The 16,060-nt window shown below is 39.0% G+C and carries 13 protein-coding genes; 10 read left to right on the top strand and 3 right to left on the bottom strand.

Annotated elements, in window-relative coordinates; genetic code table 11:
* The first annotated feature begins 64 nt into the window (after nucleotides 1-64).
* From D9O48_RS06160 to D9O48_RS06145, 4 genes are all read left to right on the top strand, one after another.
* The gene (locus tag D9O48_RS06160) at nucleotides 65-3,094 is read left to right on the top strand and encodes a tetratricopeptide repeat protein (RefSeq protein ID WP_126971686.1); all 3,030 of its coding nucleotides are present in this window, start codon (nucleotides 65-67) and stop codon (nucleotides 3,092-3,094) included.
* Between the two features lie 23 nt (nucleotides 3,095-3,117).
* Nucleotides 3,118-4,755: a TonB-dependent receptor gene (locus tag D9O48_RS06155; protein WP_126971684.1), complete on the top strand. Its 1,638-nt coding sequence runs from the start codon at nucleotides 3,118-3,120 to the stop codon at nucleotides 4,753-4,755.
* A 68-nt stretch (nucleotides 4,756-4,823) separates the two neighbouring features.
* Nucleotides 4,824-5,495, top strand: coding sequence for a hypothetical protein (locus D9O48_RS06150; RefSeq protein ID WP_126971682.1), 672 nt, complete (start codon nucleotides 4,824-4,826; stop codon nucleotides 5,493-5,495).
* Between the two features lie 34 nt (nucleotides 5,496-5,529).
* Nucleotides 5,530-6,435 carry a class I SAM-dependent methyltransferase gene (locus tag D9O48_RS06145; RefSeq protein WP_126971680.1) on the top strand — a complete coding sequence of 302 codons (906 nt, stop codon included), beginning with the start codon at nucleotides 5,530-5,532 and terminating at the stop codon, nucleotides 6,433-6,435.
* Here D9O48_RS06145 and D9O48_RS06140 read toward each other — a convergent pair.
* A complete protein-coding gene (locus tag D9O48_RS06140) occupies nucleotides 6,432-7,247 on the bottom strand; it encodes a glutaminyl-peptide cyclotransferase (RefSeq protein WP_126971678.1) in 816 nt (271 codons plus the stop codon). The genes D9O48_RS06145 and D9O48_RS06140 overlap by 4 nt on opposite strands.
* A gap of 143 nt (nucleotides 7,248-7,390) precedes the next feature.
* Here D9O48_RS06140 and D9O48_RS06135 point away from each other — a divergent pair, with 143 nt between their 5' ends.
* Entirely contained in the window at nucleotides 7,391-8,125 is a 735-nt protein-coding gene (locus D9O48_RS06135; protein ID WP_126971676.1) for a DUF4197 domain-containing protein, read from the top strand.
* A gap of 102 nt (nucleotides 8,126-8,227) precedes the next feature.
* On the opposite strand, the gene lpdA is transcribed toward D9O48_RS06135, so the two are convergent.
* A complete protein-coding gene (gene lpdA, locus D9O48_RS06130) occupies nucleotides 8,228-9,631 on the bottom strand; it encodes a dihydrolipoyl dehydrogenase (protein ID WP_126971674.1) in 1,404 nt (467 codons plus the stop codon).
* A gap of 206 nt (nucleotides 9,632-9,837) precedes the next feature.
* Here lpdA and D9O48_RS06125 point away from each other — a divergent pair, with 206 nt between their 5' ends.
* From D9O48_RS06125 to D9O48_RS06105, 5 genes are all read left to right on the top strand, one after another.
* Nucleotides 9,838-10,974, top strand: a complete 1,137-nt coding sequence (locus tag D9O48_RS06125) for a serine hydrolase domain-containing protein (RefSeq protein ID WP_126971672.1) — start codon at nucleotides 9,838-9,840, stop codon at nucleotides 10,972-10,974.
* 62 nt (nucleotides 10,975-11,036) lie between these two features.
* A complete protein-coding gene (gene bshB1, locus D9O48_RS06120) occupies nucleotides 11,037-11,771 on the top strand; it encodes a bacillithiol biosynthesis deacetylase BshB1 (RefSeq protein WP_126971669.1) in 735 nt (244 codons plus the stop codon).
* A gap of 181 nt (nucleotides 11,772-11,952) precedes the next feature.
* On the top strand, nucleotides 11,953-13,026 hold the full coding sequence (locus D9O48_RS06115) for a fatty acid desaturase family protein (protein WP_126971667.1): 1,074 nt from the start codon (nucleotides 11,953-11,955) through the stop codon (nucleotides 13,024-13,026).
* 205 nt (nucleotides 13,027-13,231) lie between these two features.
* The gene (locus tag D9O48_RS06110; protein ID WP_126971664.1) at nucleotides 13,232-14,107 is read left to right on the top strand and encodes a carbon-nitrogen hydrolase; all 876 of its coding nucleotides are present in this window, start codon (nucleotides 13,232-13,234) and stop codon (nucleotides 14,105-14,107) included.
* Nucleotides 14,108-14,118: 11 nt separating this feature from the next.
* On the top strand, nucleotides 14,119-15,159 hold the full coding sequence (locus D9O48_RS06105) for an agmatine deiminase family protein (RefSeq protein WP_126971662.1): 1,041 nt from the start codon (nucleotides 14,119-14,121) through the stop codon (nucleotides 15,157-15,159).
* On the opposite strand, the gene D9O48_RS06100 is transcribed toward D9O48_RS06105, so the two are convergent.
* The gene (locus D9O48_RS06100; RefSeq protein WP_126971660.1) at nucleotides 15,156-15,764 is read right to left on the bottom strand and encodes a methyltransferase domain-containing protein; all 609 of its coding nucleotides are present in this window, start codon (nucleotides 15,762-15,764) and stop codon (nucleotides 15,156-15,158) included. The two genes, D9O48_RS06105 and D9O48_RS06100, sit on opposite strands and share 4 nt — an antisense overlap.
* Nucleotides 15,765-16,060 lie beyond the last annotated feature (296 nt).

Below are 16,060 nucleotides of genomic sequence, written 5' to 3'. Positions count from 1 at the left end.
TATTCGGAGATCTTTGGAATGATGTTTGGTCATTTCAATAAGCATTCTTGAAAAATTCCTTTGGATGAAAAAAATAACCTTTGTTTTAGCGCTACTCGGAACGAGTTATGCAGGGTTTTCACAAGAAACCTACTATTTTACTGACCCTAACAGGGCAATGCGCGAGGCAGTAACTTATTTTCAAAAAGAACAATATAGTTTGGCTTATCCCATTCTGAAGCAGTTGTCGGCTGACCTCAGAGATAAAGACCGGGTAAACCAACCTTTTAATTATCAGGAGCTGAAATATTACACGATCGTTTGTGCTTTAAAGCAAAACGAAAGTGCAGCTATTTCAAGAGCCTCAGAATTTATAGATGTAGAGGATAATGCTGCCAGAGTACAAATGATGCATTTTCACCTGGCTGAGTTTTATTTCCGCCAGGAAAATTATGCATTAGCTCTTCAACATTATGAACTGGCTAATATTAGTAACCTTTCCAATACTGAAATAGCCAAAATGAAATTCAATAAAGGGTATTCTTATTTTGTAAATAAGAACTTTAATGCAGCTGCACCTTTATTCGATGACATTCGCCAGATTTCAAGTGACCCGCATTACTTCGATGCCAATTACTATTATGGGTTTATTAATTATTCGCAAAAGAAATGGGCAAACGCTTTGTCTGCCTTCAACGTAGTGGAAACCCATGAAGAATATGGTAAAGTAGTACCTTATTATCTGGCATCAATTCATTATCTGCAGGGACGAAAAGACCGTGCTGTACAGGTGGCAGAAGCAGGACTGAAAAAAGCACAGGTAGAACACAAAAACGAATTACACCAGATTCTGGGACATGCTTATTTTGAACAAAGAGATTTCGATAAAGCATTACCTCATCTGGAAAAATATGTAAACTCCGTTGATAAGGTAACCAGAGCTGATATTTATGAGCTCAGTTATTGTTACTATCAACAAAAGCAATGGAATAATGCTATCAGCGGGTTTAAACAAATCAGTGGCAAAGAAGATTCATTGGCACAACACGCAATGTATCTTTTAGGAGATGCTTATCTGAAATTAAATGACAAACCGAACGCCAGAAATGCGTTTCTGTTTTGTTCGGTAAACAGCAGTAATCAGGAACAGCGCGAAATCTCAATGTTTAATTATGCTAAACTCTCTTATGAGTTAGGCTATCAGGACATAGCTTTAAATGAGCTTCAGAAATTTACAGCGGAGTTTCCGAATTCTACTTACTCAAACGAAGCTAAAGAATTATTAATTTCAGTACTGGCCAATACCAATAACTACAGGGATGCATTGGCTGTTTTGGAATCATTAAGTAACCCTTCAGTAAATGCACAAAGGTTAACACCACGTATCCAATATGGCAGAGCCACGGAGTTAATCAATGATGGAATGCTGGTGGGTGCCTACGATTTATTAACCAAAGCGGAACAACATCCTCAAAATGCCAGCATTATTTCACTGGTGTATTACTGGAAAGGAGAATTAGCTTACCGGTTAAACAGGCCGGATGAAGCGATCCGCTATTTTAATTTATATCAACAAAGAGGTGCCGTTGCACAAGGAGAAGCCAGCTCTAAAAATGCTTTTTACACAGCTGGATATGCATATCTGAAAAAAGAAGAGTATAATTCAGCATTACAACAGTTTCAGCAGGTAGTAAGAAATGCTTCGCGTACGGCAACGCCGGTAGAACAGGATGCTTACGTTCGCGCAGCCGATTGTTACTATATGAGTAAGCAATACGCTACTGCAAAAACAATGTATGAAAATGTGATCAATTATGGTTGGGGTGCCAGCGACTATGCAAGTTTTCAACGTGCTATGATCGCCGGAGTAAACAGCCCTTCTGAAAAAATAAAATTATTAAACAGCTTTAATCAGCAATACCCCAATTCAAGTCTTGCTTTAGATGCCAACATGGAAGCGGCTGACTCTTATCTTGCTAACCAGCAATATCAGTTAGCTGTTCCTTATCTGAAAAAAATAGTAGAAAGCGATAACCCTTCTCTGAAATCAAAAGCTCAGTTAAAATTAGGTATTGCTTATTATAACCTTGATCAGACTGACCTGGCGGTACAACAGTTCAATACATTGTTAAAAACCAGTCCGAATTCGGTAGAAGCTAACTCTGCCTTGGAAGGATTAAAAGCTATTTACATAGAACAGGGTAAATCAAATGAATATGTTGCTTTAGCCCGCTCATTAGGTAAAGATGTTTCCGCTTCGCAGGAAGAATCTTTAATATATGATGAAATTGAATCGTTACTGAACAGGAATAATCAGAGTGGTGCATTAGCTAAGCTCAATGAGTATTTAACGAAGTTCCCGAACGGACAATATCAGCTGGATGCATTGTACTTTACAGCACAGATATATGATAACCAGAAAAATTGGGAAAAAGCTGCCGTTTATTATGATCAGTTATCTGAAATAGTGCCACACAAATATGCAGAAACCGCATTATTACGTTCTGCACGCCTGCACTATTTTGACTTAAAGAACATCGAAAAAGCAGAAGGATATTTTCATAAACTTACTCAGTATGCTACTACACAAGAACATCAGTTAGAAGCCTACAGAGGATTAGTAAGAACACAGTATCAGTTAGAGAAATTTGATCAGGCTTTAGAAACCGCTAACCATCTTTTAAAACAAAAAGGAATCGGTTCTGATGATAAAATCATCGCCAATATGGCTATTGCAAAATCATATCACTTAAGTAATGATTACGCAAAAGCAATTCAGCAATATAAACAAGTAGCCGGTCTGAGTAAGGCGGCTTATGGTGCAGAAGCACGCTATGCAATTGCTGAGATTTTGTTTAAGCAAAACAAGTTGACCGAAGCTGAAGAAGCAGCGCTCGAAGTAATTGATAAATCCGGTTCTTATGAAGACTGGGTAGTAAAATCATACCTCCTTTTAGGAGATATCTATTTTGCTGAAAAGGATTATTTCAATGCAAAAGCAACTTTCGAAAGTGTTGTTGAAAATACTTCTATTGAAAGCTTGAAAGCAATCGCTCAACAAAAATTGGAAGAGGTTAAAAATGCAGAACGTTCTGCTTCTAAAGTTTCGCAATAATTAAGCTGTATACAATGAAAAAAATGCAATATATATTTTGGAGTGCTGTATTTATGGTAGGTGTTCTGAATACAGCTTCGGCACAAACAGGAAAAGAACTGGAGATTACTTCTTCTTTTAAGCCTGTTATGCGTGAAGCGTCTAAAATTTCATTCAACGCTCAACCTCCTACAAAAGATACAAGTAAACCAAGGTTAACTTATAATATCCCTGCTCAACAATTGGCGTTCAATTATCAAACAGCCATTTTAAATCCATTGGCTTTCAGTAATGCCGGAGGCAGTTCCTGGGAAAATACTTCTTTTGTAAAAGTAGGCGTCGGTAATGTACACCTGCCTTATGCAAAGGCCGGACTCAGTTTTGGAAATGGTGAAAATGCCCACCTGAATATATTAGCTGAACATATCAGTTCAAAAGGTGATATTAAATACCAGCAACATCACCAGACAGATGTACAGGCAATCGGAACTTACCGCAACCAGAATAATATGGAATGGATGGGATCGGTAGGATACAAACGTCATCAGTTTAACTACTATGGATATGATCAGAACCTGTATAACATGTATACCAAGGAGGATGTGAAGCAGTTGTTTCAGACGATTGAAGGACAATTGTCTTTAAGAAACCTGCAGCAGACAGCTACCGGGTTTAATTACCAGCCTTCAATCAAAGTTTCTACCTTCTCTGATTATCCGGCTACTTCAGCTAAAGAAACCAATCTGGTATTCTATGCGCCGGTAGAAAAATATTTTAACGATGAATTTGGAATACAGGCCAGCTTGTTAGCTGATTATACCACCTATAAAAATCCTACCGGATTAATCAATAAAGATCAGAACCTGTCTTTGTATCAAATCGGATTAAATGCGTTGTATAAATCGGAATCGGTTTTTATTAAAGCCGGGGTTTTACCATCATGGGATAATAAAGAGCTGAAATTCATGCCGAATATTACAGCTGATATTACTACCGCTTCACAAAGATTTACGGTTCAACTGGGATGGATTGGTTATTATAATAAAGGATCTTACCAACGTTTCTCTACGATGAACCAATGGATTAACCGTCCTGATTCATTATTGAACCAAAGCATTATCGAAAGATTCATTGGTGTAAAAGGATCTGTAGGCGACCACCTGACGTTTTCTGCCAAAGGAGGAGTACATACTTATAGAAATACGCCATTATTCGTGAATGACGGACTGGATGGTAAAACATTCTTAACCCGTTACGAACCCAAAATGAATGTTATTCAGATTAAATCTGAATTAGGTTACACAGTAGGAGAAAGAGCAAATATCAAAGCCGGCGTAGAATGGAATAACTTCAGGGGACTTGAAGATAACAAAAGAGCCTGGGGAATGATTCCGTTACAATTCAATCTGGGATTAGGCTGGCAGCCGGTAAAAGACCTGATGTTGAATCTTGACCTGAATGCCTGGGATGGCCCTCGTTACCTCAAAGCAAACGACGACTTTAAAGGCGATGCAGTGATGGATTTAGGATTTGGAGCGAGTTACAAACTGACTAAAAATATCGAAGCATGGTTCAGAGCCAACAACCTGTTTAATCAGGAATATCAACGTTGGAATCAATATAATACCTATGGTTTTAATATTTTAGGCGGTGTGGTGATCTATTTCAACCAAAAGAAATAGAAATTTCTGAACAAATCCTTTTTTAAACCATCAAAAAACTGTTTTTTCGCACTGAAAACAGAGTAAGCATGAAGGAAACGCTGATTAGTTATTTATTGCAACATAAAAGTTTATGTATCCCGGGTTTGGGAACCATTTATGTTGAGCGTACTCCGGCGCAGAATGATTTTGTTAACAAAAGAATCTTACCTCCGGGTTATCACTTTCGGTTTGATCAGTATTTTGATCAGCCTGATAAAGAATTCTTTACCTATATCGCTAAACATTTGGGAATGGCTGATTTTGAAGCGATCAAATGGTACAACGAATGGGCATACGAAGTAAGAAGCCAGTTAAGAACTGCTTCCGTAACCTGGAAGGGAATTGGTACCCTGCATAAAGACGATAGCGGTGAAGTTGTTTTTGAAGCCGAAAGAGTTCAACACACTGCATTCAAAACAGTGGAAGCAAAACGCCATCACGAATGGGAACCGGTACCCATACCCGAAGTTCAACCGCAACCTGTGGTAATTACCGGTGTAGCTGAGGTTGAAGATGCAATGCAGGATGAAACCACCAGCGATACCACAAACGAATTTGAGTATCCTGAAGAATTGTTCGGTAGCCCCAAAACGGATAACTGGTGGGTTTATGCAATCATTCTTGGTGCAATAGCCCTCTCTATCATATTCTTTTACTTTTATGGCAATGGGGCCAGCGGATTTGGTCTGGGTTCAGCAATGCCGGTAAAACTTAAATAATAAAACCCTCGTAAGAGGGTTTCCCTTTTAAAGTATGGAACTATCTACAAAGATTTTTAGAACAGCATGTCCTGTATGTAATAGTAAAGATCTTAAACAGGTTTTTAAAGTAAAAGACGAAAGTATCTCAAAAGAATATTTTGAAATAATACATTGTAATCAATGTACCGTCCGTTTTACACAAGACGCCCCGGTTGCTACTGAAATCGGTAGATATTACCAGTCGAATGATTACATCTCACACTCTAATACCAGGTCGGGGCTCGTCAATCGTATCTATCATTCTGTACGGAAAATTACCCTGAATGCGAAAGAAAGAATCATTGTTAATCACACCGGAAGAACAGTCGGAAGTTTATTGGATTATGGTGCCGGTGCCGGAAGTTTTGCCCATCATATGCAGGAAAAAGGCTGGCAGTTAACCGCTCTCGAACCGAGTGAAGCCGCCCGCGAAAATGCTTATGAAGCTTACAAAATTCAACTGCATCCGAGCGAAAATCTGTTCCGCATCCCACCACAAACCTTTGATGCCATTACGCTTTGGCATGTGCTGGAACATGTACATGAATTACAAACAACTATAGCGCAGTTAAAATCATTATTAACACCACAGGGAGTTTTATTTATCGCTGTACCGAACTATACATCATATGATGCTGCACATTACCAGCAGCACTGGGCTGCGTATGATGTACCCCGTCACTTATATCATTTTTCTCCGAGAAGTATGAATACACTCATGAGTGCACACGGTATGAAAATAAAAAAAGTACTACCAATGTGGTTTGATAGTACTTATGTAAGTTTATTAAGTGAGCAATATCTGACAGGTAAAAAGTCTTTGTTTAAAGCCGGATTAATAGGAATGCAATCAAACTTCAAAGCTTTCTTTAATATCAAAAAATGCAGCTCGTTGATTTATGTGATTCAGAAAGACTAATCTATCTTGATTTCATAAGTAAAAGGCCATAATTTACCGGTTACATAGAATGTTTGTTTGGTAGGATGGTAAGCAATACCATTCATTTCAGACGCGTCCGGTTTAACTGATAATACTTCTTTTGCCAATACACTTAAATCTAATCGACCCACTACTTTGCCTTCTTGTGCGTCTATTTTTAGAATATAGTTAGTCGTCCATTGATTAGCGTAAATATATCCGTTTACATATTCCAGCTCATTCAGGTTGGCCACCGGTCCGTTATGGTCATATACACTTAATGTATATTTGGTTTGATACGTAACCGGATCGATAAAATATAAAGCACTGCTGCCGTCGCTCATGATAACAGAAGCTGTATCGTGGGTAAGCCCCCAACCTTCATTACTTGGCAGGTTGAACTCGTCTGTTAATTTGAACGTTTTGGCGTCGTAGATAAATCCTTTTTTAGACCTCCAGGTAACGAAGAATAAACGGTCATTGAATACGGTAATACCTTCCCCGAAATGTTTGGTGCGGTCCAGGGTAATTTTCTCCTGTACTTTTCCGGTTGCCGGATCAACAATACCCATTCCTGAAGGATAAGGTGAATGGGACGCATCGCCACCTGAACTTTCCAGTAACTGACCATTATAAAATTCAAATCCTTCGGTGAAATAAGTAGCATCATGTGGTAATTTATTAATTACCTGATAGTTGATCCATTGAGCATTATTCGCTTTGGTATCCACCACGCTTTGGGTGTTGTTGCCATTGTTACAGGCAATCAATACCGTAGAGCATACAATAAGTGAGTAAAAAACCTTTTTCATATCTCTTCAAAAATACAATTTACCAGTTGTAAAAGATAGCCTGTATTATAAAATATATCATATTTTAACGTTTAATAGTTAAATAGCAGAATCCTGCATAATTTTGTATAAAATACTTCAGAACTAAATTCATACACAATACTATGAAAAGACAGTTTATCGCTTTATCGCTCACCGCCTGTTTATTCGTCAGCTGTGAAAATGCGCATCAGATTCTTCAACAGGTATCGACACCGCCGGGATCTGTTTCAGGGGGGCTTAGCACCAATGAAATTGTAAATGGCTTGAAAGAAGCTTTAAAGGTAGGTACAGATCAATCTACCGCTCGTTTGAGTAATGTAGACGGATTTCTCAAAAATGCTGCTGTGAAAATCTTATTACCGGAAGAAGTAGTAAAAGTGGAAAATACTTTGCGCAATCTCGGACTGGGGTCTGTGGTAGATGACGCAGTAACTTCTTTAAACAGAGCTGCAGAAGATGCTGCTAAGCAAGCTGCCCCGATCTTTAAAAATGCTATTACTTCTATGAGTATTACAGATGCACTGGGCATTTTGAAAGGGGGTAAAACCGCAGCAACCGATTATTTAAAAGCAAAAACATCCGCGCAACTTACATCGAGCTTTAAGCCGGTTATTGCCAATTCGTTAGATAAAGTAAATGCTACTAAATACTGGACACAACTTACTTCTACTTATAATCAGTTTTCCGCAAATAAAATCAATACTGATTTATCTGCCTATGTAACAGAAAGAGCACTGCAGGGTATTTTTTTACAGGTAGCAGAGGAAGAAGCAAAAATTCGTGAAAATCCGGTGGCAAGAACAACTGAGATTCTGAAGAAAGTATTCGGAAGTAAAGAAGCGCAAGCTTCAATTTAGTGGAGAGGGGAGAGCGGCTACGCATTTTTTATGAACCATTAAGAAATTAAGGAAGTTAAGTATTCTTAACTTCCTTAATTTCTTAATGGTTAAAATAATATATTACAAGTGAATCGCTTCACCATAAGCAACTTCGATCGCATCTTTCACGCTTTCGCTGATGGTCGGGTGCGGGTGAATTGAATTCAATACTTCGTGGTGGGTGGTTTCTAATTTACGGGCAACGACTGTTTCGATAATGATTTCAGTAACATTGTAACCGATCATATGAGTACCTAACCATTCGCCGTATTTAGCATCAAAAATTACTTTTACGAAACCTTCGGTATGGCCCGCAGCTGATGCTTTACCTGATGCACTCAATGGGAATTTACCTACTTTGATTTCATAACCGGCTTCTTTAGCTTGTTTCTCTGTGAAACCTACTGATGCAATTTCAGGAGACGCATAAGTACAACCCGGTACATTACCGTAGTCTAAAGCTTCAGGTTGGTGATTGTATTTCTTCTCGTTATATGCGATATTTTCAATACAGATAATACCTTCTTTAGAAGCTACGTGTGCCAATGCCTGACCAGGAGCACAGTCACCGATCGCATAAACACCCGGAACATTTGTTTGATAGTATTTATCTACAGCGATTTTACCTTTTTCAGTTTTGATATTGTTTTCTTCTAAACCAATACCTTCGATATTCGCCTGGATACCTGCAGCACTTAATACAACGTCTGCTTCTAAAATTTGCTCACCTGCTGCGGTTTTTACAGTTGCTTTCACACCGTTTCCGCTAGTATCAACTTTCGTAACTTCTGCACTGGTTAAAACATTGATACCTTTCTTTTTCAAGCTTTTTTCAAACTCTTTAGAAATATCTTCGTCTTCAACAGGAACTATTCTTGGAGCATATTCAACAACAGTAACCTGGGTTCCTAAAGCATTGTAGAAATAACCGAACTCAACACCAATTGCACCAGAACCAACTACGATCATGGTTTTAGGTTGCTGAGGTAACGTTAAAGCTTCACGGTATCCGATTACTTTTTTCCCATCCTGAGGAAGGTTTGGTAATACACGGCTTCTGGCACCGGTAGCAATTATAATATGTTTTCCTTCTACGTTCTGAACTTTACCGTCTGCACCTGTTACTTCAACTACACCTTTTGATTTGATTTTACCAAAACCTAAAACAACGTCGATTTTGTTTTTCTTCATCAAAAACTGAACACCTTTACTCATTTTGTCAGCAACACCTCTTGAACGTTTGATGATCGCAGCAAAATCAGCTGTTCCTGATGCTTCGATACCAAAGTCTTTAGCGTGTTGAATATATTCAAACACAGAAGCACTTTTCAATAAAGCTTTAGTAGGAATACATCCCCAGTTTAAGCAGATACCACCTAAACTTTCTTTTTCAATAACTGCGGTTTTTAAACCTAATTGTGATGCACGGATCGCTGCCACATATCCACCGGGGCCGCTACCGATCACTACTACGTCGTATGCCATATCTGATTACGATTTTATTTGTATTGATTTGCGAAGCTAATTGAATTTGACTAAAGAGCCAAATTAACAAAACAGCCATAAAATTAACTTATATAACGTTCTAAAACCAATATTAGTTTGCACTATAAGATTTCTTTCTTCACATAACTACCAATTAGTTAATTTTTTATATCTTTCTCCCTTTATTATTGACCTACTCTTAATGTATGCGTAAATTCTTTAAAAGGTTTTTAATCGTTGTATTAATTTTTTTGGCTGCAATAGCAGGAGGAATATACTTTTCCGGAAGAACTTATCTCTTTACTGCCCTCACTTACTGGTTTGCCAATGTGGATGATTATACCATTTTCAAGAACAATACCGTTACCACCGGCAATCCTCAGGAATGGCCTGTGAGCGAAGCATACAATAAAGCACAGCTGCCGGATAGCCTTCGCCAGGAACTCGAAAAATGGCAATCGCTGGGTTTGGTCGTGATTCATAAAGACAGCCTGCTGTACGAGCAGTACTGGAAAGGTTATAGCGACTCTTCCTGGTCGGGATCTTTTTCTGTAGCCAAAAGTATTGTCAGCATATTAATCGGAACTGCTATACAAGACGGCTTGATTGAAAGTGTGTTAGATCCTGTCGGTAAATATCTGCCCGAGTGGAATGAAGGTGAAAAAGCAAATGTCCGCATCAAAGATCTGTTAACCATGAGCTCCGGTACCAACTGGAACGAATCATATAAAAATCCACTGTCTGTAACAACTGAGGCCTACTATGGTACGGATCTCGAAAAGACAATCGGCAGGTTGAAAATGGTAGATAAACCCGGTACTAAGTTTATTTATAAATCGGGTGATACCCAGATACTCGGTTTCATTCTCACTAAGGTAACCGGTAAATCACTGGCAGCCCTGGCTGCTGAAAAACTATGGCATCCATTGGGCGCCCAACATCCGGCGCTCTGGAGTATTGATAAAGTAGGCGGACATGAAAAAGCTTATTGCTGCTTTAATACCAATGCCCGTGATTTTGCCCGGATCGGACAACTGATGCTCGACAGCGGGGTCTGGAACGGACAGCGAATCATTCCGGAACAATACTACCTCGAATCTATCCGCCCCAGCTATATTCCTGATGAAGAACAACTTGACTGTGATTACTACGGCTATCAGTGGTGGATTTACCCGAAAGTTGCGGGTGTATTTTATGCCAGAGGTATTCTGGGTCAATTCATTATCGTAATTCCGCAGAAAGATATGGTGATCGTGCGTTTGGGCGAAAAGATGGGGGATATTTACAGATATCATACCCCCGAACTCGTACAGGAACTGGTGCAATGGGGAATGAATTTGTAAGTTTTACAACCTTTTCAACCGAATTTTGTTAGTTTGAAAGTACTGAAGAAGACAGAAAAAATATGAAATTAGATATTCTAGCCATCGGTGTTCACCCCGACGATATTGAGTTAGGCTGTGCCGGAACCATTATCAACGAGGTAAGAAACGGCAAAAAAGTAGGAATTGTTGACATGACCCAGGGCGAACTGGGTACAAGAGGCACTAAAGAAACCAGAAAGGTGGAAGCCGCAAACGCCGGAAATGTACTAGGCGTTGTTGTACGTGAAAACCTGAAAATGAGAGACGGTTTCTTTGTAAACGACGAAGCTCATCAGTTACAGATGATTCAGGTAATTCGTAAGTATCAACCCGAAATCGTTTTGGCGAATATTTTAGACGACCGCCATCCCGATCACGGAAGAGCCGGCCGCCTGATTGCCGATGCCTGCTTTTTAAGCGGATTGGTAAAAATTGAAACAAATGACGAAAACGGGAAACCGCAGAACCGTTGGAGGCCGAAAATGGTTTTACACTATTTGCAAGACTGGCATCATGAACCGGATATATTGGTGGATATTACCGACAGCATTGATAAAAAAATGGAATCTATCCTTGCATATACCACTCAGTTTAACAATGAAAAGAACTACGAAGGGCTGCAAACTTACATTTCTTCGCCTGAATTTTTGGACAGCGTAGTAGCACGTGCCCGGGTTTTCGGAAAAAAAATCGGTGTTAAATATGCGGAAGGATTTGTGTCGCAAAAGAAAATAGGGATCAGAAATCTGGATGATTTAATCCTCATTGAAACATAAAATTGTAAAATACGACGAAAGTCATGTTTTTATTAAAATTCTCATTTTATTTTTAACCTTAGAAAGTTTTATTACCTAATTTACTGATTTCGCTAATTGTTCCGGATTAAAAACAAAAGTGGGGGAAAGTTTTTTTGGTAGACCGACTTATCTTTACCAAAATTGTTAATTACATAAGCAGATGAAGTCTACTCCGAAGTTCACGAATCCAAATCCATCATTTCATGGTGAGATTAAAAAAAGAATCAATAAGTATTTTGACGAGAAGGGCATAGCTCCGACGGGAAACTCAAAACTTTATTCAAAAGCAATTATTTTAGTGATTGCGTTTGTTGCATTATACGTTCACCTGGTATTTTTCACTCCTTCACACTGGGCATGGGTTGTACTTGAAAGTGTCGTAATGGGATGTACCATTGCAGCTATCGGTTTTAATATCATGCACGACGGTGCGCACGGTAGTTTCAGTAATTCAAAACCAGTGAACATACTGGCAGCATTTACGTTGAATGTACTGGGTGGAAGCAGCTTTATGTGGAATATGAAACATAATGTAATTCACCATGCGTATACCAATGTGGATGGGGTAGATGATGACATCGATATCAAGCCTTTTATGAGAATGTCTACTTCTCAACCTAAATATAAAGCGCACAAATACCAGCATATATACTTCTGGTTCCTTTACTCATTACTTTATATTTTCTGGATTTTTTATTCAGATTATCAAAAATATTTCAAGAACAGCATTGGTGAAATGCCGTTGAAAAAAATGCATTTCTCTGATCATGCCATTTTCTGGGGCTTTAAAGTATTCAATCTGTTTTTGTATATCGTACTTCCGATCATGATGATGGGTTGGCAGATGTGGTTGGTAAGTTTCTTAACTTTCTCACTGGTAGCAGGTTTAGTGCTGAGTATTGTATTCCAGCTGGCACATACGGTTGAACATACAGCATTCCCTGTTCCGAATGAAGTAACCAACAGATTGGATGATGAGTGGGCGATTCACCAGATTAAAACAACTGCAAACTTTGCAACTGATAATAAAATAGTTTGTTGGTTTGTAGGAGGATTAAACTTTCAGATTGAACACCATCTCTTTCCGAAAGTATCGCATATCCACTATCCCCAGATCAGCAAAATTATCCGTCAGGCCTGCCAGGAATACGGAATCACTTATATAGAATATCCGAAAGTTAGATTAGCGGTGGCATCACACGTTAATTTCCTGCGCGAAATGGGATCAAAATAATTGAGAATGAATAATTGAAAATTGAGCGTGTTGGGTTAAATATGCTTTTCTATAGAATATTTATACCCGTACGGATCGGTTTTACCATTAAGGAATTAAGAAATTGAGTCAGCTCGGTTTTCTTAATTCCTTAATTGCTTAATGGCTGAATTGCTCTTTTCCATTTTCAATTAAAGAGCTATTTTCGCACTTCATAATATATACCATGTCAAAAGTTAAAGTAGGTATGGTGCAGATGACTTGCACCGACAACAAAGAGCAGAATTTGCAAAAAGCAATTGAACAGGTTCGGGCGGCTGCGGCTCAGGGCGCACAAATCGTGTGTTTACAGGAATTGTTTACTTCTTTGTATTTCTGCGATGTTGAGGCATATGAAAATTTTGAATTAGCAGAACCTATTCCCGGGCCTTCTACCCAAACGCTGGAAAAAATTGCAGCAGAACTCGGAGTGGTGATTATTGCTTCTTTATTTGAGAAAAGAGCGGAAGGTCTTTACCATAACACTACAGCTGTTATTGACGCTGATGGCAAGTACCTGGGAAAATATAGAAAAATGCATATTCCTGATGATCCGGCATATTATGAGAAATTCTATTTTACGCCGGGCGATTTAGGGTATAAAGTATTTAAAACAAAGTTTGCCACTATAGGTGTACTGATCTGCTGGGATCAATGGTATCCTGAAGCTGCCAGAATCACTGCCTTGATGGGAGCTGAAATACTTTTCTATCCAACGGCTATTGGTTGGTCAACTGCACAAGATGAGCCTACCAACACCGAACAATACAATGCATGGCAAACCATTCAGCGTAGCCATTCCGTAGCAAACGGAATACACGTTGTAAGTGTAAACAGATGTGGATTAGAGCAGGATGGTTTGATGAAGTTCTGGGGCGGATCATTTGTATCCAATCCGTTCGGAACCGTACTGTATCAGGCATCACACGAAAACGAAGAAACACATGTAATGGAGCTCGACCTGAAAAAATCAGATCGTTACCGTACGCACTGGCCTTTTTTACGCGACAGAAGAATCGACTCTTACGGACAGATTACTAAAAGATATATCGACGAGGACTAAACCCACTTTTTATGCCTACCCCCAAAGAATCAGGTTATTATTTTCCTGCTGAATTTGCCCCTCACGAAGCCTGCTGGTTAAGCTGGCCGCACAAAGAAGCTTCGTGGCCCGGAAAAATTCAGGCTATTTATCCATATTACGCTCAGTTTATCAGAGAACTGACCGTTTCTGAAATCGTGCGTATCAATGTTGCCAATCAACAGATGCAGCATTTCGCAACTGATGTTTTACAGCAACAAAATGTTGACCTGTCAAAAGTAGAGTTCTTTCATCACGCTACGAATGATGCCTGGTGTCGTGATCATGGTCCGGCCTTTTTAATCAACCCCAGTGCTGCTCAAAAGAAAATGGTAGTGGATTGGGGCTATAACGCATGGGGAGGAAAATATCCTCCATTTGACCTTGATGATGTTATTCCTACCAAAATTGCGCAGCATTACGGTTATAATGTAGTGCATCCCGGTATCGTCATGGAAGGTGGTTCGGTTGAATTTAACGGAAAAGGAACTTTACTGACTTCAACAGCCTGTTTGTTAAACCCGAATCGGAATCCCCATTTAAAGCAGGAGCAGATTGAAAAATACCTCTCTGATTATTATGGTATTGATCAGGTATTATGGGTAGATGAAGGTATTATCGGCGATGATACTGACGGACATATAGATGATACAGTACGATTTGTAAATGAAGATACTGTGGTAACGGTAGTGGAAACGGATCGGGCAGACGAGAATTATGATATTTTACAGCATAACCTGAAACAATTGCAGCAAATGCGCCTGTTAAATGGTAAACAATTAAATATCGTTGAACTACCAATGCCGGATGCTGTCATTTATGATGAACAACGTTTACCGGCCTCCTACGCGAATTTCTATATCGCTAATCATGCGGTAATCGTACCAACTTTCAGATGTGAAAAAGATGAAAAGGCTTTGGATATACTGGCACAATGTTTCCCTACCAGAAAAATAGTTGGTATTGACTCTACCGATATTATCTGGGGATTAGGATCATTTCATTGTCTGAGTCAGCAGGAACCTGCTGTTTAGATCTTTGGTGTATTCCAGATAACTTTTTGAAGAATAATAAAAACTTCTGCGTTTTTTCTGGGAGAGATGGAATTGTAACAAGGTTCCATCACTCTCAGCGCAAAAGTTAAACCGAATAACTGACGATATTCTTTTATACTTCCGCCATAGGGAGGATTTTCATCAAAATGACGATTAAACAAAACGCCTGCTAATTTTCCGCCGGGTTTCAATAGCTGAAAAATTTTGTCTACATAAGCCGGTCTCAAAGAAGGATGCAACGCACAAAAGAAAGTTTGCTCCAGAATCAGATCAAATCTGCCATAGGTTTCAAAGAAATCCTGCGTCATTATTTGTAACGACTTATCAATATGTTCTGCGTATTTTTCCTTTAAGCTTCTGGTAGCTTCTGCAGCAATATCTACTACTGTTATATTGGTGAAACCTTTCTCCAGTAAATAACCTACTTCATAGCCGTTTCCGCAACCGGGTATCAGAATCGAAAGGTTTTTATTTTCCAGCTGATCGATATAAGTTTTCAGGGGAGTAGAGATTTCTCCGATATCCCAACCCGTTTCCTGGTTGAGGTATTTGTTGTTCCAGTATGTGGCGTCTAGTTTTTCCATGATCGGTGGTTTCTTCTAACAATTTACATCAGCAAATGCTAAAATGAAAGGGTGCTTTTGTGTTTTAACAATTCATAACTACAATTCAGATACCAACTTGCACAATCGCGTATCTACACCACAATATCTAATAAAAAAGAACCAATTTCAGGCCTGATTAGCTTAATAGCTGATATTTAATCTATAATTAATAAAATTACCGCTAGCGCCGGACTCTGTCCGGTGCTTATCAGAAATAACAAAACCCCCAACTATGTTGGGGGTTGATATGTTTACTTAAACTTAACAAACAATTG

Origin of the sequence: Gynurincola endophyticus (assembly GCF_003991195.1) — a bacterium.
In the GTDB taxonomy this organism is placed as follows: Bacteria; Bacteroidota; Bacteroidia; order Chitinophagales; family Chitinophagaceae; genus Gynurincola; species Gynurincola endophyticus.
This window is presented reverse-complemented; position numbering and strand designations above follow the sequence as displayed.